General features: G+C 36.7%; 20 protein-coding genes. 13 read left to right on the forward strand and 7 right to left on the reverse strand.

Features of this window, described 5'->3' with window-relative positions:
- Positions 1–55 precede the first annotated feature (55 nt).
- The 7 genes from kynU to MKY26_RS01050 all read left to right on the forward strand — a co-directional run bounded on the left by kynU (position 56) and on the right by MKY26_RS01050 (position 6,345).
- Complete coding sequence (gene kynU / locus MKY26_RS01020) at positions 56–1,297, forward strand: kynureninase (RefSeq protein WP_341098658.1); 1,242 nt, start codon at positions 56–58, stop codon at positions 1,295–1,297.
- Entirely contained in the window at positions 1,297–1,935 is a 639-nt protein-coding gene (gene kynB / locus MKY26_RS01025; RefSeq protein WP_095370048.1) for an arylformamidase, read from the forward strand. The genes kynU and kynB overlap by 1 nt, the downstream gene beginning before the upstream one ends.
- Positions 1,932–2,783 (forward strand): tryptophan 2,3-dioxygenase, encoded by an 852-nt coding sequence (gene kynA / locus MKY26_RS01030; RefSeq protein ID WP_095370047.1) that lies wholly within the window; start codon positions 1,932–1,934, stop codon positions 2,781–2,783. The genes kynB and kynA overlap by 4 nt, the downstream gene beginning before the upstream one ends.
- A gap of 287 nt (positions 2,784–3,070) precedes the next feature.
- Positions 3,071–3,592: a signal peptidase I gene (locus MKY26_RS01035; RefSeq protein ID WP_322910077.1), complete on the forward strand. Its 522-nt coding sequence runs from the start codon at positions 3,071–3,073 to the stop codon at positions 3,590–3,592.
- Positions 3,589–4,485 (forward strand): hypothetical protein, encoded by an 897-nt coding sequence (locus MKY26_RS01040; protein ID WP_180316991.1) that lies wholly within the window; start codon positions 3,589–3,591, stop codon positions 4,483–4,485. Before MKY26_RS01035 ends, MKY26_RS01040 begins: the two co-directional genes overlap by 4 nt.
- Before the next feature lie 135 nt (positions 4,486–4,620).
- Complete coding sequence (locus MKY26_RS01045; protein ID WP_095370044.1) at positions 4,621–5,043, forward strand: GNAT family N-acetyltransferase; 423 nt, start codon at positions 4,621–4,623, stop codon at positions 5,041–5,043.
- A gap of 237 nt (positions 5,044–5,280) precedes the next feature.
- The gene (locus MKY26_RS01050) at positions 5,281–6,345 is read left to right on the forward strand and encodes a C45 family autoproteolytic acyltransferase/hydolase (RefSeq protein WP_307318029.1); all 1,065 of its coding nucleotides are present in this window, start codon (positions 5,281–5,283) and stop codon (positions 6,343–6,345) included.
- Positions 6,346–6,432: 87 nt separating this feature from the next.
- Here MKY26_RS01050 and MKY26_RS01055 read toward each other — a convergent pair whose 3' ends face one another.
- Positions 6,433–7,767 (reverse strand): ABC transporter permease, encoded by a 1,335-nt coding sequence (locus MKY26_RS01055; protein ID WP_307318028.1) that lies wholly within the window; start codon positions 7,765–7,767, stop codon positions 6,433–6,435.
- Positions 7,764–8,453: an ABC transporter ATP-binding protein gene (locus tag MKY26_RS01060; RefSeq protein WP_095370041.1), complete on the reverse strand. Its 690-nt coding sequence runs from the start codon at positions 8,451–8,453 to the stop codon at positions 7,764–7,766. Before MKY26_RS01060 ends, MKY26_RS01055 begins: the two co-directional genes overlap by 4 nt.
- 183 nt (positions 8,454–8,636) lie before the next feature.
- Between MKY26_RS01060 and hemG the strand changes: the two genes are divergently transcribed.
- A complete protein-coding gene (gene hemG, locus MKY26_RS01065) occupies positions 8,637–10,022 on the forward strand; it encodes a protoporphyrinogen oxidase (RefSeq protein ID WP_095370040.1) in 1,386 nt (461 codons plus the stop codon).
- A 27-nt stretch (positions 10,023–10,049) separates the two neighbouring features.
- Here hemG and MKY26_RS01070 read toward each other — a convergent pair whose 3' ends face one another.
- A complete protein-coding gene (locus MKY26_RS01070; protein WP_307318024.1) occupies positions 10,050–11,723 on the reverse strand; it encodes a BCCT family transporter in 1,674 nt (557 codons plus the stop codon).
- A 266-nt stretch (positions 11,724–11,989) separates the two neighbouring features.
- Between MKY26_RS01070 and MKY26_RS01075 the strand changes: the two genes are divergently transcribed.
- Positions 11,990–12,847: an AraC family transcriptional regulator gene (locus tag MKY26_RS01075; RefSeq protein ID WP_322910059.1), complete on the forward strand. Its 858-nt coding sequence runs from the start codon at positions 11,990–11,992 to the stop codon at positions 12,845–12,847.
- 45 nt (positions 12,848–12,892) lie between these two features.
- Here the strand turns inward: MKY26_RS01075 and MKY26_RS01080 are convergent, their stop codons facing one another.
- From MKY26_RS01080 to MKY26_RS01095, 4 genes are all read right to left on the reverse strand, one after another.
- On the reverse strand, positions 12,893–14,095 hold the full coding sequence (locus MKY26_RS01080) for a CynX/NimT family MFS transporter (protein ID WP_341091860.1): 1,203 nt from the start codon (positions 14,093–14,095) through the stop codon (positions 12,893–12,895).
- Positions 14,096–14,182: 87 nt separating this feature from the next.
- Positions 14,183–14,512, reverse strand: coding sequence for a hypothetical protein (locus MKY26_RS01085; protein ID WP_095370037.1), 330 nt, complete (start codon positions 14,510–14,512; stop codon positions 14,183–14,185).
- A 480-nt stretch (positions 14,513–14,992) separates the two neighbouring features.
- Complete coding sequence (locus MKY26_RS01090; RefSeq protein WP_095370036.1) at positions 14,993–15,541, reverse strand: hypothetical protein; 549 nt, start codon at positions 15,539–15,541, stop codon at positions 14,993–14,995.
- The gene (locus tag MKY26_RS01095; protein ID WP_095370035.1) at positions 15,538–15,915 is read right to left on the reverse strand and encodes a hypothetical protein; all 378 of its coding nucleotides are present in this window, start codon (positions 15,913–15,915) and stop codon (positions 15,538–15,540) included. Before MKY26_RS01095 ends, MKY26_RS01090 begins: the two co-directional genes overlap by 4 nt.
- 268 nt (positions 15,916–16,183) lie before the next feature.
- On the opposite strand from MKY26_RS01095, the gene purU reads away from it, so the two are divergent.
- From purU to MKY26_RS01115, 4 genes are all read left to right on the forward strand, one after another.
- Complete coding sequence (gene purU, locus MKY26_RS01100; RefSeq protein WP_095370034.1) at positions 16,184–17,083, forward strand: formyltetrahydrofolate deformylase; 900 nt, start codon at positions 16,184–16,186, stop codon at positions 17,081–17,083.
- A gap of 230 nt (positions 17,084–17,313) precedes the next feature.
- Positions 17,314–18,033, forward strand: a complete 720-nt coding sequence (locus tag MKY26_RS01105; RefSeq protein WP_341091862.1) for a DUF5058 family protein — start codon at positions 17,314–17,316, stop codon at positions 18,031–18,033.
- A gap of 12 nt (positions 18,034–18,045) precedes the next feature.
- Positions 18,046–18,738, forward strand: a complete 693-nt coding sequence (locus MKY26_RS01110; RefSeq protein WP_233435276.1) for a small-conductance mechanosensitive channel — start codon at positions 18,046–18,048, stop codon at positions 18,736–18,738.
- A gap of 20 nt (positions 18,739–18,758) precedes the next feature.
- Positions 18,759–20,180 (forward strand): amidohydrolase, encoded by a 1,422-nt coding sequence (locus MKY26_RS01115; protein WP_095370032.1) that lies wholly within the window; start codon positions 18,759–18,761, stop codon positions 20,178–20,180.
- The last annotated feature ends 20 nt before the right edge of the window (positions 20,181–20,200 follow it).

Raw genomic sequence — 20,200 nt, forward strand, 5'->3', positions numbered from 1 at the left:
AGATAATTTTCAGAAAGGTTGTGTTTACTTGAACAGATACTCACTTGCGTTTGCAATGGAGAAAGACCAACAAGATCAACTGGCAAAATATCGTAAGGAATTTTACCTGAGAGACGATTTAATATATCTAGATGGAAACTCTTTAGGGTTATTATCTAAAAGAGCTGAAAAATCACTAAATGAAGTAGTTCAATCATGGAAGGAATACGCAATTGATGGTTGGACCGAGGGAGGGGCTCCGTGGTATTATATGGCCGAAACAATTGGGGAAAGCTTGGCCAAGCTCGTAGGAGCTAAGAAAGCAGAAGTTATCGCATCTAATTCTACGACAGTTAATTTGCATCAAATATTAGCTACCTTTTTCCAACCAAAAGAAGGTAAAAATAAGATTATCGCGGATGAGCTAAACTTTCCGTCTGATATTTATGCGATCAAAAGTCATCTTCGTATGAGAGGCTATTCAGAGGAACAATTTATTAGTATTCAAAGTAGAGATGGTCAATTTATTCGCGAAGAAGATATTATTGCAGCGATGAATGAAGAAATTGCACTCATTATTTTACCTAGTGTATTGTATCGAAGTGGACAAATTCTCCAAATGAAAAGGTTAGTCGAAGAAGCTCATAAAAGAGACATACTAATTGGCTTTGATTTATGTCATTCCATTGGAGCCATTCCCCATTCATTAACAGAATGGAATGTTGACTTTGCCTTTTGGTGCAATTATAAACATCTAAATGGTGGACCTGGTGCTGTAGGTGGTTTATATATCAATGAATGTCATCATGGAACAGCTCCTGGCTTAGCTGGCTGGTTTGGTTCTCATAAACAGAAGCAATTTGACATGGAACATGAGATGACTGTAGCAGATGACGCAAGTGCATATCAAATGGGCACGCCACAAATTTTAAGTATGGCACCATTATTGGGAGCGCTTTCTATGTTTGATGAAGTTGGGATTAATGCTATTAGGCAAAAGTCTTTGCAATTAACAGATTATATGATGGACTTAATTCACTATGAATTAAAACCTTTTGCCTTTCAACTATACAACCGCACGGATGAGAGTAGAGGGGCACATATTTTACTTGGGCATAAAGAGGCTGCGAGAATTTGCAAAGCTTTAAAGGAGGAAGGTGTTATTCCTGATTTTCGCATGCCAGATGGAATCCGTTTAGCACCTGTGTCCTTATATAATTCGTTTGAAGATGTATGGCGTGCAATAAACATATTGAAGAAAATCATGGAAGAGGAAACATATAAAAAGTTCGAAAATATACGAGGAGTGATTGCCTGATGGGACATTGGATAGATATTTCTCAGCCACTGCACAATGGGATGGCACATTGGCCAGGAGATGAAGCTTTTTCTTTTAACTTATCTGCAACGAGAGAAGAGACTGGTTCGGTTAATATTGGTCAACTGTCTACAAGTATACATATCGGTACCCATGTAGATGCACCGTTTCATTTTATAGAAGATGGTAAAAAGACAAATGAATTAGATATTAATTTGTATATTGGTAGAGCTAAACTGATTGATTTATCAGGTGAAGAAAGAATCACAACCGCCTTATTAGACCAATTCCCATTACAGAATGTAAAGCGACTATTAATCAAAACGAGTAGTGAGCCTAAGCCAAAGCATTTTCCAACAAGGGTCCCTGTCATCAGTGAAGATGTCCCGTTATATTTAAAAAAATGTGGGGTGGAACTGATTGGTGTTGATTTTCCGTCAGTGGATGAATTGGATAGTAAAGCATTACCTATTCACCATAAGCTCCATCAACATAATATTCATATACTAGAAAATATCGTTGTTCATGATATTGTACAGGGAGACTATGAACTGATTGCTCTTCCACTAAGAATTGAAGGCGGGGATGGCAGTCCAGTAAGAGCAGTAATAAGAAAATTAGAAGGAGGGGGTGCATGATGACAAATAAACAGGGGCAGCCCCCGTTTGAGAATGAAAATGGGATACATACCGCATTCGATGAGAATATGACATATGGTGAATACTTGCAACTAGATCAAGTACTGGGCGCGCAAAAAAGGTTGTCTGGTCACCATGATGAGATGTTGTTTATTATTATTCATCAAGTATCTGAATTATGGATGAAACTTATCTTACATGAAATTCAATCAAGTATTGCAGCCATTGAAGCTGATGACTTGTCGACAGCACAAAAATGCTTATCTAGGGTAACGAAAACACAATCTCAAATTATACAGGCTTGGGACGTTCTATCTACTCTCACACCATCTGAGTATATCGAGTTTCGACCTTTCCTCGGCCAAGCTTCAGGCTTTCAATCTTATCAATATCGTATGATAGAATTCGCACTAGGGTATAAAACACCGCATGTGCTAAAAATCTATCAAAAAGATGCTGACTTGAAAGAAGAGTTGTTGAAATCATATGCAGCAAAAAGTCTCTATGATGTCAGTATCCATTGTTTACAGCGTAATGGATTAACAATTGATGAGACGATACTTTGTAGAGATGTAGAAGATACTTATGAATATAATGAATCGGTTAAAGAAGCATGGAAATCGGTGTATTTAAATAACGAGAAGTATTGGGAGCTCTATGAATTAGCAGAGAAACTAGTAGATATTGAGGATTCGTTTCAACAATGGAGATTTAGGCATATGAAAACAGTAGAGAGAATAATAGGCTTCAAGAAAGGTACAGGTGGCTCATCTGGCGTCGGTTATCTAAAGAAAGTCATTGATCAACAGTTCTTCCCTGAGTTATGGATGATTAGAACAGAATTATAAATGAATAAATAGTAATAGTCCAAAAAGCCCTCTATATCATTTGAAGACAGGGGCTTTTTTCTACTTTTATAGCAAATTGTTACGTAAACGAATGATAAGATAGGAATAATAAATCATTAGGTGAAAAGTAGTGGTTTGTTACAGGTTTTGATTTTTATACTTAAATTTCTGAATATTTAGGTATTTACTCTCTTGTCATATTTTCCTAATATTACTATATTTATTCTTAATTGAAGAACAATTGAAACGAGAAGGGAGGAGGAAGTATTCGAAAGGTCATTTCGGTCATTGGTAATAGTTTATTTGTCCTTCTCATTTTATTAGGTGTTCTTTCTTTATACACGCTAATCACTAGTGACCAAAATCAAGAAAAGCCACCATCTCTATTTGGGAGAAGTCTTCTTATTGTATTAACAGGAAGCATGGAGCCGAGTATCTCACCAGGTGATGTTGTTGTGGTTAAACAATCTACGTTTAATCAAATCAACGAAAATGATGTGATTACATACCGAAATGGGGCAGACTTTGTCACTCACAGAGTAACTGAAGTAGCTAAGGATGAATCTGGCTCATTTTTTAAGACGAAAGGCGATGCAAATAATACTGAGGATGAGACGAAGATACGGTCTGAACATCTAACAGGTAAAGTAGAATGGGTGTTGCCGAAAGTAGGCTCTATTGCTGAATTCTTGATCAGTCCAATTGGTTTAAGTTTGATGTTTTTCATTGTTCTTGCCATTATTTTTTCAGACAAGCTATTTAAAAGGAACAAAAAAATCATAAATGAATTTGAGGGGGAGAAGAGTTGAAAACAAAATTATCGTTAAGTTCATTGGCATTATTATTAATTGCTACAGCTATTTTTGGGACAGTTGCTTATTTTTCTAAAAGCTTTACGAGTACAGGAAACACAGTTCAAGCTGCAAAATTTAATGTGAACGCAGTGAATGAAAGCGGTGAGACAATTGGGGATGGACAATTCTCCTTAGGTGAGAATTTTTACCCAGGGATGGATCCTGTCAAAGTTTATGCTTTTGAAATTCAAAAAAATGATACGAAGGTGCCCGTTGAGTATCAAGTAGATTTAATTCCATCGGGTAAATTATTCCCTGCCAATGGCAATTCGCCAATTGTTTTGTCATTAGAAAGAAAAGTGAATGGGGAGTGGAAGGAAATCGATCATACTTCAACATTTAAACCGACAGTGGATAACGAGCAATTTCGTATTTTCGCAAGGTGGCCACATGGTGATAATGATATTAACTTCCAAGGGAAAACAGGAAATTTAAAACTGAAAGTTGTCGCTACTCAAGTAGATGAAGAGGAAGGACCTCCGTATTATACTGGTTCAATCGCTTTTAAGGCAACACCTTCAGGGGATATCAGAACAACAGCAAATAAAGAAGTGAATTTTTATAAAAATGACCAAGGTAATAAGGTCATTGAAGTGAAAATGGGAGAAGGTAATGGGGACTTCGAGAAAAAGGTCGGTAATTTTACAATAACAGAATCACAAGAGGGTGGCAATACATGGTATAAAGTCGTGACAGATCATGAATATTACGCTGGACCAAAAGTTTGGAAATTAACAGCGGATCGTGTCAATACTTCTCAGGCTGGTGTAATCGATTTTAGAAAAGATACGAATGTTTACCTAACTATTGAATCGCAACAGTTATACAAATGGTTTACTTCAAACTAATACTGAAGGCAGGATAACCAGGGTTACTGTAGAATAGTTAGTTGAGAGAGTAAGAAAGGGGCAAGTTGTTTGTTATTATATGAATCAATATATATCTTCTTTTCAGCCTAATCTAACGAGAAAAGGGGTTAAAGAATGATATATACGAGTAATCTACAAGATATAACGATAGACATGCTATCAGGTTTTTTTGTGGGATGGGGGAATTATCCGCAACCGAAAACGCATCTATACCTAATGCACAATAGCTATAAAGCGATTGTGGCCATTGATGAAACGAACGATAGAGTCGTAGGCTTTATTACAGCTATCAGTGATGGTGTGATCTCGGCATACATTCCGCTGCTAGAAGTACGACCAGACTATCAACAGCAAGGTATTGGAGAAACACTTGTAAAGATGATGCTACAGGAACTGAGCGATATTTATATGATTGACTTATCTTGTGATGATGATTTAGTTCCGTACTATGAAAGATTCGCCATGACGAAGGGAAATAGCATGATTATACGCAATTATGAGAGGCAGTCTGGGAGAAATATTAATAAAACGATATAAAGAAGTTCTTGCATTAAAACGGGCAAATGCTATTTCAATAGCTTTGTTCGTTTTTTTTTGTATTGGCAAAAGAATGAAATGGAAGGAGTTTACATTAATGATTATGAACACAACAAGTAGAATATTAGTTGAAAAGTTAATGGTTTCCTGCTTTTTAATTTGCACTGGCGAGTTGTCTTTATTTTCCGAAGGACTTCCAGTATGCTTATGTTGAGAGCAACTGTGAGGAGGATACATATGAAGAAAATCTATAGTGATATTATTCAATTTAGAGGCAATCATTATGATTATGGTTTCTTGCAAGGGGAGTTATTAAAGGACTCATTGTCCGTGAAAAATAGAGAAGACCAGTGGAAGGTAAGGAAGCCACGCTTTACTATCAATGTAGAAGAAGCAAAGTCGATGATTACACACTTTGCTCCAGGTGTTTGGGATGAACTAATGGGTTTACAAGAGGCATTAGAATGGCCAATAGAGCGGGTATTACAAGAATACGGTGGCTATCGCGTGAATCATCATAAATCAGGCTGTTCTATATATATAGGTGAGGATTATTTAATCCGCAATTATGATTATCATCCCAAAACATATGAAGGGCGATATACACTATTCCAACCGACTGATGGAATGGGCTATAGTATGATTGGTCCATCGCAACGAGTAACAGGGCGAATGGATGGTATGAATGAGTGTGGTTTAGCAATGGGCTATAACTTTATGAATAGAAGAAGACCAGGTGATGGTTTTATTTGTTGTATGATTGGCAGACTTATTTTAGAGTCATGTCAAGATGTTGAAGAAGCAGTTGCGATGTTAAAAGAAATTCCTCATCGTCATTCCTTTACTTATGTTGTTCATGATAAGAAGGGAAGAAGTGCGGCAGTGGAAACCACCCCAAGAGAAGTGACAGTGCGTGAAACTCTATCCTGTACAAACCATTTTGAGAAACTCTTATCAGAAAACCGTCATCAATTAGCAGATTCAAAGCGTCGTTTAGCTGTTATGGAAGAAAATCGCGCAGCAATGAGTAGTCCAGAGCAAGCTTTTCAATTGATGAATGGTATAGGTAAAGGTGTATTTTCTGATTTGTATGGAAGCTGGGCGGGGACTATTCATACATCTGTATATTTTCCGCGTAGCCTAAAAGTATGGATGGCATTGGGAGGAAATCAACAACCTTATGAGATTGACTTTGCTTCTTGGCTATTAGGAAAAGAGTTATCAATCGAGAGAATGACTGGTAAAGTGGACACGGATATTCCTTTTCTTCATATGGATGAAGGGGCGAATTGGTTTAAGTGAAATGATAAAAAAAGAAAAAGCCAGTTGTGCAAATGAAGAAATGCTCAAAACTGGCTTTAGGGTGGCCTGTTATGGTACTGATTTTGATTATAATTCTCTTCTCATCGCCTTAAGAACATCCACTTTTGTTGCTCTCTTTGCAGGGCGGAGACCTGAGAATACGGTAACGAGTAAACAAATACCGACACTAATAAGGGTCAGTGACCAAGGGATATATGACAATAATAGTCCTTCTGGAGCTGCCTCATCAAATGCTGTTTGAATAATAAATGGTACAGATAAATTGACTAGGAAGCTGACACCATAAGCAACAATCGTCCCAAAGATGGCGCCTAATAAGCCGATATAAGTACTTTCTAATAAAAAGATATTTTTAATTGTACGTGGATGTGCACCAATCGCTTTCATAATTCCGATATCCGGTGCCCTTTCCGTTACAGCCATTGTCATCGTATTGTATATACCAATAGATGCAATAATCAATGCAATCGTACCAATAAAGATAAGGCCGATTTTCATAATAAGGAAGATGACATTCATTTGTTTCATTTCATTGGCAATCGAATAAATCATATAGCCTTTATCTTCAAGAGTCTTGTTAATTCCTTCTACTTCTTGAACGTTATTTGCGTATACTTTTACATAATCATAGACGTCTTCCGATTGTTTGGCGTCAAGTTCGCCGCCTTCGTACATTTCAGTGGCACCGCGCATAACGCCAGTGAATTGTTCAACTTCTTGTAAGATTTCTTCGGAAATAAAGACATGTGCTTCATATGCCCAATCGCGAGCAGGCTTTTCAGCGATTCCTACAATTTTAACAGAAATGGTTTTCTTCGTTTCTTTCCCATCTGTTAATTTAATGACTTCCATGTCCATTTCTTTATTTAGCAAGTCATCAGTATAGACATAGTCCTCGTTGATATTTCCTTCATCATCGTACAATTTCTCAGGGTTAGCACCGTTTTTAATTAAGCTGTCAGTAAAGTGATAACCGACAACAACTTCATTCTCCCCCTCAGGTAAGCGCCCAGAGGCGAGCTTGAAGTCTGCTTTAATCTCTGATGGAAAGTGTGTGACGATGGCATTCGTATTAGATGTATAGTCATCTAGTTGGAAGAAAGGCATCTGCGCCAATTCATTCCTGCGGGTAACGGCTTCCACTCCGTCCATTTCTTCAAAATAAGTAATATCTTCATTTGTTAGTCCTTGTGAATCTTCTTTCCCGTATATCTCCACTTGGGTAACCAATTGGTTTTGCATCATATCAGAAATAATCGATTTATGAAGTCCGAAGCCGACAGAGGCAAGTACAATTAAGAATGCAACACCAATCGCAGTAGCAAGTACTGTCATAAATAACCTAGATTTATTTTTCTTTAAATTTTGTCTAACGAACTTAAACTGATCTTTAAATGTCATTTCCCTACTTCCTCCAATACATGACCGTCAACAATTTCTATTGTGCGATGACCGAACTCGGCAACCTCTTCATCATGAGTAATGATAAGAAAAGTAATCCCTAATTCTTCATTTAATTGTTTAATGAAAGCGAGTAAGCTTTTCTCGGTGTCACTATCTAGGCTACCCGTTGGTTCATCAGCAAGAATAAGAGGTGGATTCACTACAAGTGCACGAGCAATACTGACCCGTTGTTGTTGTCCGCCTGATAATTCGCTTGGGTAATGGTCCTTGAACTCTGCTAGTCCAACACGCTCAAGTGTCTCTAACGTTTTTTGTTTACGTTCCTTTTCATTCATCCCTTTAAAAGTTAACGGCAATTCAACATTTTGGAATGCTGTCATACTTGGAATCAATTGAAAGTTTTGAAAGATAAAACCGATATGCTGAAGTCTAAAGGAGGCAAACTCTCCTTCAGAAAGCTCCGTCACAGTTTGATTATTAATCTTAACTTCACCATCCGTTGGTTTAATAAATCCGCTAATAATATTTAGTAAAGTTGATTTTCCAGATCCGCTTTTACCTACAATGGATACAATTTCTCCTTTGTTAATTTGGAATGATACATCCTTCAGAACAGGTATGACCGTTTTCTTCTCTTTTTTACCTATTTCAAAAGAATGATAAATCTTATTTACCTCAATCATGCATTTTCCCACCTTTTCTTTTGAATACAACTTAATAGACGTAAGTGAAATGAAGTATCCCTACATATTTATCAAAAAAATCTTTTTTAAATGCAAAAGTCATTCAATTGTTGATAGAGATTGAGTTGAAGTAGTGATGTTGTGATAAACTATTATCATTGAGAAAAAGTTGAGGTGTACGTAATGGAAACGGTGTTGATCGTCGGTGGTGGCATAAATGGTCTGTCAGCTGCCCATGAACTACAAAAATGGAAAAACGCAAACAATCGCGACATTCGCATTATATTAACAGAAGCACAAAATCATCTAGGTGGAAAAATTAAAACCGTTGAAGCGGATGGATTTATGATGGAAACGGGCGCTGATTCTATTGTCTCAAGGAAAGTAATGGGTAGAGAAATCTTTTCAGAACTGAATTTAAGTGATGAGGTCGTTTATAACGGGACAGGTCGCTCTTATTTATTTACCGATGGCGAGATAAAGCCCATCCCAGTTGATGCTGTATTTGGTATACCGACAAGTATCGAGTCATTGGCTAAAACTACATTAGTCTCTGCTGAAGGTAAAGTTCGAGCATTAAAAGACGTTTATCACCATAAGAATCCATTTACAGTTGAAGATAGTATTGGTGACTTTCTTACCTATTATTTTGGCGAGGAATTAGTAGAGAAGCAGATTGCTCCAGTATTATCGGGTGTTTATTCTGGAAAACTACAAGATTTGACGATTTCATCTACCTTACCAGCTGTTTTCGAATATAAAAAGAAATACGGAAGCATTATCATGGGGTTCAATGATCATAAGGAGAAATATCAGAGTAGCGGTGAAAGGAAGTTCCTCTCTTTCAAAAATGGTCTTTCAACAATTATTGACGCATATGAAAAATCTCTTGGGGCAGTGGAAATCAAAAAAGGATACGAGGCACAATCAATACAAAAAGTGAAGCAACATTATAAGGTGAGTTTTTCAAATGGTGAAGTGATGAAAGCAGATCATATTGTCTTGAGCACTCCACATCAAGTTGCGCAACAATTACTTGATGACGCAGCATTGAATCAGTATTTTTCTAACATGAAAAACAGCTCACTCATTAGTGTTTACATAGGATTCGATGTTCCTGATGCGGTCTTACCCAAAGATGGAACTGGCTTTATTACATCAAGCAATAATGAGCTACACTGTAATGCTTGTACATGGACGAGTAGAAAATGGAAACATACGTCTAAAAGTGGGAATCTGCTTGTCCGTCTCTTCTACAAAAGTAGCCACCCTTCATTCGCTAGCGTGAAGGATATGGAAGATACAGGATTACTTGATCTTGCAAGAGAAGATTTACAGAAAAGCTTAAAACTAACAGCTGAACCCATTGTATGGGAAATAACAAAATGGAATGAATTAATGCCTACTTATACACTGGACCACCCGCATTTAATCAAAGGAATTGAACAAACGCTTATAGAAAAATATCCTGGCGTGTATATAGCAGGAAGTTCTTACTATGGTTCAGGGATTCCGGATTGTATGGAGAATGGTATTGAAGTGGCTAGAAGAATAACAGCTACATTGTGAAGAACTAAAAAAACAAGAGGGGGGAGGTTATTCCTCCTTCTTGTTATTTAGTTCTTCCATTTTTTCTTTCTTTTTCTTTTTTAAGCGTTTTTTCTCTTCTTCCATTTTACTCTCAATCCAACGTTTTTCATCTTTTAGTTCTTGTTTGATTAATTGTTTTTGTAACCTTCTTGACATTAGTTTATCTTTGGTTGCGCCTGAAAGCTCTAGTTCTCTTTTTACTTGCTGCAGTTCTTTGATTAAAGATATCGTCATGAGGATCATTACGAACGAAAATGGGAAGGCAGCAATAATCATTGTATTTTGTAGTGCTTGTAGGCCACCAGAATAGAGCAATACAGTGGCGATGGCTGATAGTAAGACACCCCATATGAGTTTATTACGATTCGTCGGATTTAACACACCTTTAACTGATTGCATCCCCAACACAACAGTAGCGGAGTCACCTGATGTAATAAAGAAAATAGCAATCAAGATAAGAGAGAGGACAGAGGTAATAAAACTAATCGGCATCTCTGCTAATGTTCCAAATAGCATTTGCTCTGTAGTCATTGAAGCCAAATCAGCTATCCCTGTCATTTGCATATCGATAGCAGTACCTCCTAAGAAAGCGAACCAAATAAATGTAACAATGGTAGGTACAAGCAATACTCCAATAGTAAATTCACGTATGGTCCTTCCTCTAGATACTCTTGCTATAAATGTGCCGACATACGGTGACCATGCCATCCACCATGCCCAATAAAAAATCGTCCAATTGTTAATCCACTCTCTGCTTTGCTCATTATTGGGTGTTAATCTAAAACTCATCTCTGGCAGTCGTTGTATATATTTTCCAATCGTGTCTGTGAACAAATTTAAGGAATAAACAGTTGAACCAAAAACAATAAAAAAGAGTAGGAGTACGAGCGCAAGTATCATATTGACATTAGATAAGAGTTTGATACCTTTATCAATCCCAGTGGTGGCTGAGATTAAGAAAATGACTGTAATAATGATAATAATCACTAATTGAATGAGAAAAGAATTAGGGATATTCCAAATGTAAGAGATCCCGCCATTAATTTGACTAGCACCAAAACCAAGAGTAGTGGCGATTCCCGCAACAGTGGCAATAATACCGATAATATCTATTAGTTTTCCTAACGGACCATCGGTATTTTTCATAATAGGAGATAGTGTAGAGCTAATTGAACCATCTCCCCCTCGACGAAAATTGAAAAAGGCAAGACAAAGAGCAATAATGACGTATATACTCCAACCATGAATACCCCAATGAAAATAGACATACCTTAAAGCATCCATTGCTGCTTGATCGGTACCCGTTTGCCCTGTAGGAGAGTCAATTGCGAAATGAGAAATCGGTTCTGCTGTTCCCCAGAAAAGGAGTCCTGTACCCATCCCGGCACTAAATAAAAGGGCAAACCAAGTAGGATAACTATATTCTGGTTTTTCATCTGACTTCCCCAGTTTTAATTTCCCATAAGGGCTAACAATTAAAAATAAGCAAACACAGACAAAAACCGTGACTATGATTAAATAATACCAGCCAAAAGTAGAGGTGATGGCTGACTGAATAGCAGCTGTATAGTTTTCCATCACTTTTGGAGCGAATGCACCGATAAAAATTAAAACGAGTAAAATACCAACTGACCAATAAAAGACGGCCCCGAATTTCTGATGTTTAGTTTCATTATTCACTGTCAAATACCACCTTTTTTATTGTCAAAGCGTAACTCCGGATGATTAAATGGAAGATCCCTACTGTAATTCTTTTACCTTTTCTAGTGTTTCGAATTAATATAAATATTATGTACACTTATCATGTGAAAAATGGTAAGGAATACTGCAGTGATAGGAAGTGTTTGTTCTTTTATGCGACCGTAGTTAACCTATCCAAACAGAGCAATAAATGACAGGAGTAAATAAATGATTCGGTATACAATCGAACCGAAGGAGAAGAGACTATGAGTTGGGTAACAGATATACAAAAAGCGTTGGATTATATTGAAGCAAACCTGTTGAAAAAATTAAACAGTGAGGAGGTAGCAAAACAAGCGAATACGTCTCCTTTTCACTTTCAACGAACGTTTGCCATTTTAACGGATATGACGCTAGGGGAATATATAAGACGACGAAGATTAACGGGTGCAGCTATTGAGCTTGGTAATAATGATGAGAAAATTATTGATATTGCCCTAAAATATGGCTATGAAACCCCAGAAGCATTTACTAAGGCATTCAAGAAGCAACATCATATCTCACCATCAGAAGTAAAGAAATACCGTGGAAAGTTGAAATTATATCAGCCCTTAAAAATACATGTAACATTAGAAGGAGCGGAACCAATGAATCATACAATAATTTCAAAAGATAGCTTTCAAGTAGTAGGCATAAGAAAGAATTATTCCCTTGAAAACGATGCAAACCTAACAGAAATTCCAAAGTTATGGAATCAAGTGAATCAAGATGGGACTTGTGATCGCTTACTTTCATTAAATAATGGCTCAATAAAAGGTGTGCTTGGGGTTTGCGTGGATCATATAAATCATAGGGAAATTGACTATTGGATTGCTGTCAATCATAATGGGCATTCTACTAGTTTTGAAACAATAACGATACCAGCCTCAACTTGGGCCGTATTTCAAGTGCATGGAGAGATGCCTAAAGCAATCCAACACACGTGGAAACAAATATTCTCAGAATGGTTTCCAACGAGCGGTTATAGACATGCGGGAACAGCTGAGTTAGAGGTATATCCTGAAGATGGTTCCAACCGTAGCAATTTTTACTCAGAAATTTGGATTCCTGTAATCAAAGAGTAGTAAGTAAAAAAAGCTGGGTTGTAATTATGAACCCAGCTAAATGATTTAAGAGATTTGCTTGAGGTTTGTGGTTTCCTGCACAAAAACATTTCTTCCAGCCCCGATCCCACATAAAGTAAAAAGAACGGCAATAGTAATAAGGGCAAAAAATGCTGTATGCCATTGGTGAAAAAGGTCATAAAGAAGTCCAAGTAAGAAAGGACCACATGCTGCCAATAAATAACCAAAAGATTGGGCCATGCCAGAAAGAGAGGCAGCCTGTTCACTGTTCATAGATCGTAGACTCATTAATGCTAATGAATGACTTATCGCAGCTCCTAAAGAAAGACCAATGAGGATAATACTTAGAAATGTGATCACCATATTTGAAGTGAGAAATAACCCGCATAAACCTGTAATAAGGGTTGTACCAATCCCTAACCCAATCCATTTTTGATGTGATAATCTTTCTCCTAAAATAGGAATAAAAAAACTCGCTGGTAAACCCGAGATTTGCATGATAGTTAGCATCCAACCACCCATTTCTAACGTGAAACCTTTTATTATCAATATCTCTGGTAACCATGTGGAAAAACCAAAATAGATAAACGATTGCAACCCCATAAAACCGGTGATTTGCCATGCTATTCCCGACCTAAACAATGTAGAGAATGAAAGGAGAGGAACAGGGTTTTTTTTAGGTGTCTTTTTAATAAATGGTATCCATAGAAGACAAGCAAGTAAAACAGGGATTACCCAAATTAGTAGACTGGTTTTCCATGCAATCCCATTGCTAGAAAGTGTTCCACTAATACCTGGTGCAAAGCCAGCAAATACCCCCATTGCTAACGTATATATGCCAGTAATTAGCCCTATTTTTAATGGGAATTGTGCTTTAACAAGACTTGGGAGTAACACGTTACAAATACCTATCCCTAACCCGATCATGAAGGTACCAAGAAATAGTATGAAAATAAAATTAGTAGAGCGCATGAAGACACCTAGACCTATCAGTGTTAGACCGCAGAAAAGCACCCTCTCAATTCCCCATTTTTTTGCAAAAAAAGGAGCAAAGGGGGAGATAGCTGAAAAGGCTAATAAAGGGAGCGTGGTTAGTAAACTCACTGTACTCGTATTAAACTGCAATTCATGTTGTATGTCACCAATAATGGGGCCAACTGAAGTAATCGTAGGGCGTAAATTGAATGCAATTGTGATAATCCCTATAAAAATAAGTATATTCCTACCTTGATCGCTTCTATCTGTCATAATTAACGCCTCTTTTCAAGTAATCCAAGACGCGTTAATTATAATGAATTTTCTGATATTTGTATAGGGCAACGAAATGTTTATCTATTATTTCTTTGTCTTAGGTGGTAATTGGAGGCTTCGTAACAATTGGGTCTCTATACTATTCTGAACAGTATGCTCGATGAAGAAATCACTAATCATTTTCTTATACTTCTCGTCTTCAAACATTTTTTTATTTTGCAATTCCATCTCGGCGAGTCCTTCATATATGGCAATGAGGCAATAGGTATGGTCATTACCGGAAATAGGGCAGAGAATTTCAACCTCGTGACTGTAGTTTTCGTTGCGAAAGCTTTTGATATTAGCGAGATTTTGTATGCCTTCTTGAAAGTTTTCTTGTTTTAGTTGAAATGATTGATATACATAAATACTCATAATGAACATTCCCCAATCTTCTTTTATCAATTTAAACTTCACTCATTTTTGGTCGATATAGAATGATATAGGAGTATTTTGACATTAATATATCACGATTATTCATTTTCTTCTTAGAAACTTAAGCAACGTTAGAGAGTTATGTAGCTTTTGCTCTATTTTTTATCGAAATATCTTTATAAGTAAAGGAAAGTCGACTTTTGCTCAATTGAAGAATTTATGCTTTATGTAAGTGTAAATCGAGTTTGTGCAGCTAACATTGTAGAATGCATGATTGATGACTGAGCAAATCAAATTTGCGCAGCAATCTTTCCGATTTTTACACATGATGACCGACAAATTGAATATGAGAAGTTAACTATCTGAAATCGCTCTGATTGGTATGAGGAAACAGTTGCTACTCACTATTTGTTTATGAAGGAAGAGTTAGGAAGGCAATAAAAAAGCACCTGATGACATCAGATGCTTTTCCCATGATGGTTATTTCTTAAATACCTTATTTACAAGTTCGTTCATTGACATGTCACTATTTACTTCAAAAGTCCCTGGACGTAGATCATTTTCTAGACCCTTTTTCTCTACGGCATCAAAGAAGTCTTTACCATTTTTAATGATTTTTGCAGACTCAAGTGCATTACCGACGTCGATACTAGTCATACCAGAGGTAACTGTGAGCATCGTACGGTAAACAGCTTTTTCATTTTCATTTTCTTTTGCATCGTTAAGTTGCTTTTTTAGCTTTTCATTTTCTTCTTTAACAGAAGCGATATCTTTCATATCTTTATTAATATTGTTCCATTCTTCTTCACTATGAATAATAAATCCTTGAGATTGTAAGGCTTCTTCCATCTCTTCAGTACTAAGTTCTTCTTTGGTTGCTTCTGCGGGTTGATCGACTTCTTCTGTTGCTTTTGGCTCGGCAGCTTCTGTTTGTTTGCTTTCGGCCGGACTAAGGAAATAAGTAATCCCGAGAATGACTGCTGCGACAATTAAACCACCAGCAAAGCTGCGCATCGTTTTCTCACTCATTGAGCTACTTTACTCCTTTCCGTACTACGTTTTTCGTATGGAGCTAGTAGGTTATTCACTTCTTGTAATGACATCTTTAGTTTTTGAGCGATGCTTTCGTTGGAGTATCCTCTTCTATGTAGGTCAATCATTTCACGTAGAAGTAATCTATGATCCGATTGTACTTCAGATGTACCTGCTTCTACCGCTGTTATCTCAGCATCTATTTCCATGAATTTTACTTTTTGCTGTAGTTGGTGAATTTCATCCATTAAGGAAAAAGAAACCTGGTCAATATGTTGTTCTTGTTCTGATTTCGATTGTTTACCCTTAACAAATGATAAAATGAGCAACACAACAGCTGCACCAAGTAAAATGGCTAATACCCATTCCATCTTATAATTCCTCCTTATATGAAACTATTATCCTGTGATTTTATAATTATACCTTCCTTTTTGTCGAAATACGATTATTTATGTCAAAAATGCCACTAAAGTCATATTTTTGTAACATAAAAACACAGGTTGCATGCTCCTATTATAGTATAAGAGAATGGGGTCTAAATTCAAGCAATGTACAATGAGTGTGTTTTTTTTTGCAAAAGGTTTGCGTCTTTATGAAAGAAAAGGTTAAAATGCAATAAATAGTTTGAAGGAGTGCAACATGAATACATTATTTAATAATCAAGCAAAAGTTTATAAAGAGAAAAATAAAAACAGGGGTCGCTTGCTCATCAAATGCCCTGATCAACCAGGGATTGTCGCCCACATTTCGAAGTTTTTATTTCAACACCAAGCTAATATTATCGAATCCAGTCAATATTCCACTGATCATGAAGGTGGCAACTTTTTTATGCGCATTGAATTTGAGTGTCCTGAACTTCCACAAAAATTTGGACAAATGAAAGAGTCATTTATAAATGTTGCTCAAGATTTTGAAATGGAATGGAAGTTACAACAAAATAGTGAATTAAAAAGAACGGCAATCTTTGTTTCAAAGCAGCTCCATTGTTTAAGAGAGATACTATTAGAATGGCAGAATGGCGACATGATGATGGAAATTCCATTAGTTATCAGTAACCATCTAGAGGCAAAAGAAATTGTTGAGTCATTAGGAATTCCTTTTTACCATATCCCTGCTTCGAAAGAAAATCGTGAAGAAGTGGAAACAAAGCAGCTACAATTACTTGAAGAGTATAATATAGATGTTGTCATTCTCGCTCGTTATATGCAAATTTTGACATCTCGATTTGTTTCTGCTCAAGCTAATAAAATCATTAATATTCATCATTCGTTTCTACCGGCATTTGTTGGTGCGAAACCATATGATCGTGCCTATGCTCGCGGAGTGAAGATTATCGGTGCAACTTCACATTATGTAACCAATGATTTAGATGAGGGGCCGATTATCGAGCAAGATATAAGTCGAGTTGATCATAGGGATGAAGTAGAGGACTTGAAGAGAAAAGGAGCCTCAATCGAACGCAGTGTTCTAGCGAGAGCAGTAAAGTGGCATCTTGAAGATCGCGTGATTGTATATGGTAATAAAACCGTTGTTTTTTAAAAATAAATCGTAATACCTAAATCGGGGAGTTTTCCTCGATTTTTTTATTCTAATAAAACGATGAAAGCGTTTTATTGTTCAAAAAGAATTATTAAAGTAAGTAAAAATCCTTATCTTTGCGGAGTTTTAATTGTTAGATTTCCTTACATCATAATTGACAGCTTGTATAAATTGTTTTTCAATATAACTATCATAAAAAACAGAAAATTATAAATTTTAGGAGGGTGATGATGGAGGAGGCAATAAAAATAGCAAGCCATCCAGTTGTGTGGATTATCTCACTTACAGTCATTGGTGTAGTCATTTTCCAAGGAATTAAATTTATTCAAATGGCAAAGAAAACAAGTGAAAGTGTAGGTCTAAGTAAGCAAGATGTTAACAGCGCTTTAAAAGTTGGGATGATTAACGCAATAGGTCCTTCATTTGGGATTGTGGTTGTAGCTGTATCTTTAATTACTTTACTAGGTGACCCTTTAACATTAATGAGAATAGGCATTATAGGTTCTGCTGCTACTGAATCGATGGGCGCCAATTTGGCTGCAACCGCTTATGGAACAGAACTTGGATCTGAAAGTTTTACTGCAGAAGCGTTTGCAACTGTCGCATGGCTTTTATGTATTGGTGGATGTGGTTGGCTACTCTTTGTCTTCTTATTTACTAAATCATTAGCAAAGATTGAAAGGAAAGTATCAAATAAACAACAAGCAGATGGCAAACTCCCCATTATGATGATTGTGTCAAGTGCTGCTATGCTTGCGGTTTTTGGTAACTTTGTTGCAGGTGAAATATTCAAAGGGGTGGAAACAGCTATTGTTGCTTTAACAGCGGCTGCTGCGATGCTAATCGTGAGTTTTATTGCAAATAAAAGTCATCAACTCAAATTTTTACATGAATGGTCATTAGGTGTATCGATTATTGTTGGTTTAACAGTTAGTTATTTTGTCCTTTAAGGAGGGAAAAGTATGGCGGTTTCCGAAAGTAATATAGCAGCTAAAAAAAATGAGGTGATTCATTCATATGAAATGTATACTTTTCATCAAAAATCACATTTCTGGGGACGCCTAACTATTGGGTTGGTCATTGTATTGACTATCTCACTTCCTCTATATCTATCCTTTGTATTAGGTATACATCCCGGTTGGCAACCAATTATTACTGGGTTGATAGCTTATGCTGCCGCCATCGGGTATGCCTGGTTTATGGAGCCAATATCATATTATCCAACTTTAGGGATATCTGGTACCTATCAAGCCTTTTTAACAGGAAATATTGCTAATATGTGCTTGCCTTCTGCTGCGGCAGCTCAAAATGCTGTTGGTGCTGAACCTGGAACGAAAAAAGGTGAAATTGTTGCGGCTCTTGCAATAGGAGCAACATCATTAATGAATATGGCCATATTAATTTTCATTATTGTTTCTGGATCTTATCTCGTATCAATTATTCCGGAATCGATTCAAGGAACATTTATATATATTGTTCCTGCTATTTTTGGAGGTATATTTGCGCAGTTTGCCCTTAAGAAGCCGTTATACGGAGGTATTGCATTATCAGTAGGATTATTTGTAAATCTAATACCTATTCCCACTTTTTTTAAAGGAATTATCTGTATCATCTTAACTATCATCATTTGTATATCATTAGAGAAAAGAAAGTAATTATAAAGGAGGAATTTATAATGATCAAAGAAGAACTTATAGATTGGATAAAAAATAAAGAAGAATTTTTTTCAGATATGGCAAAAGATATATGGAATCATCCACAAGTTGCTTATGAGGAAGAATACGCATCGAATTTACAAAAACAAGTCTTACAAGAAGCAGGGTTTGACATTCGAGAAAACGTAGGAGGAGCACAAACAGCATTCGTTGCCGAATATGGAAGCGGGAAGCCTGTTATTGGAATATTAGGAGAATTTGATGCCTTACCAGGACTTTCACAAGCGGTATCTACAAACAGGGAAGAGATTATTAGTGGTGGACCTGGACATGGATGTGGACATAATTTGTTAGGAACCGCTGGTGTGGAAGCTGTTATCGCGATGAGCGAAGCAATGAAAACGAGTGAAATAAATGGAACGATTCGTTATTATGGATGTCCTGCAGAAGAAGTTCTTTCTGGGAAAACATTTATGGCAAGAGAAGGAGTATTTAATGATTTAGACTGTGCATTAACTTGGCATCCAGGTGTAGCGAATTTTGTTGTCAATATGTCAATGCAAGCAATGGTTTCGGTAGAATATCAATTTAAGGGAATAACTGCTCATGCTGCTGGAGCTCCGCATGCAGGGAGAAGTGCATTAGATGCCGTGGAATTAATGAATGTTGGAGCAAATTATATGAGAGAGCATGTATTAGATGGCTCAAGGATACATTATGTCATTACTAATGGCGGCCTTGCACCTAATATCGTACCTGATCAAGCAAGTGTATGGTATTATTTGCGTGCAACTACGAAAGAACAAGTAGATAGTATGTTCAACCGATTAGAGAAAATTGCACAAGGTGCAGCACTAATGACTGAAACAAAAGTTGAGCATCAAGTGAAGGCATATGCGTACAATGTCTTGCCTAATGACACACTTAATAAGGTAATGTTAAAAAATATGGAAGGTGTGTCTTTTTCATTTAATCAAGATGAATTAAATTTTGCAGAAAAGTTGGTAGCAACAGTTGATAACGAAGTTGTTGAAATGTCCAAGAAGCAGTTCGGTATTGAACTAGAAGATCTATTACCAACGGATAAAAATCATTTCAAACATTTGAAAGGGCAATGTATAGGGGGATCAACAGATGTTGGTGATGTAAGTTGGATTACACCTGTAGGTCAAATCATGACAACTTGTGCACCAGTTGGTGTTCAACCCCATTCTTGGCAAGCTACAGCTTCTTATGGGTCCTCCATTGGACTGAAGGGGATGCATTTAGCAGCAAAATCAATGGCATTAACTTTATTTGATTTATTGACGGATACAAATTTAATCGATGTGGCAAGAGAAGAGTTTGTTAAAGAGACTGCTGGAAAGAAATATGAAGCAGCAATTCCTGATGATTTACGACCACCATCGTTAAAAAGCATGAAAGAATTAGTTCGTATGTAGCAGGGAAGTTGATTGGATAG

This window comes from Cytobacillus sp. FSL R7-0680 (assembly GCF_038009245.1).
GTDB classification, from domain to species: domain Bacteria; phylum Bacillota; class Bacilli; order Bacillales; family Cytobacillaceae; genus Cytobacillus; species Cytobacillus kochii.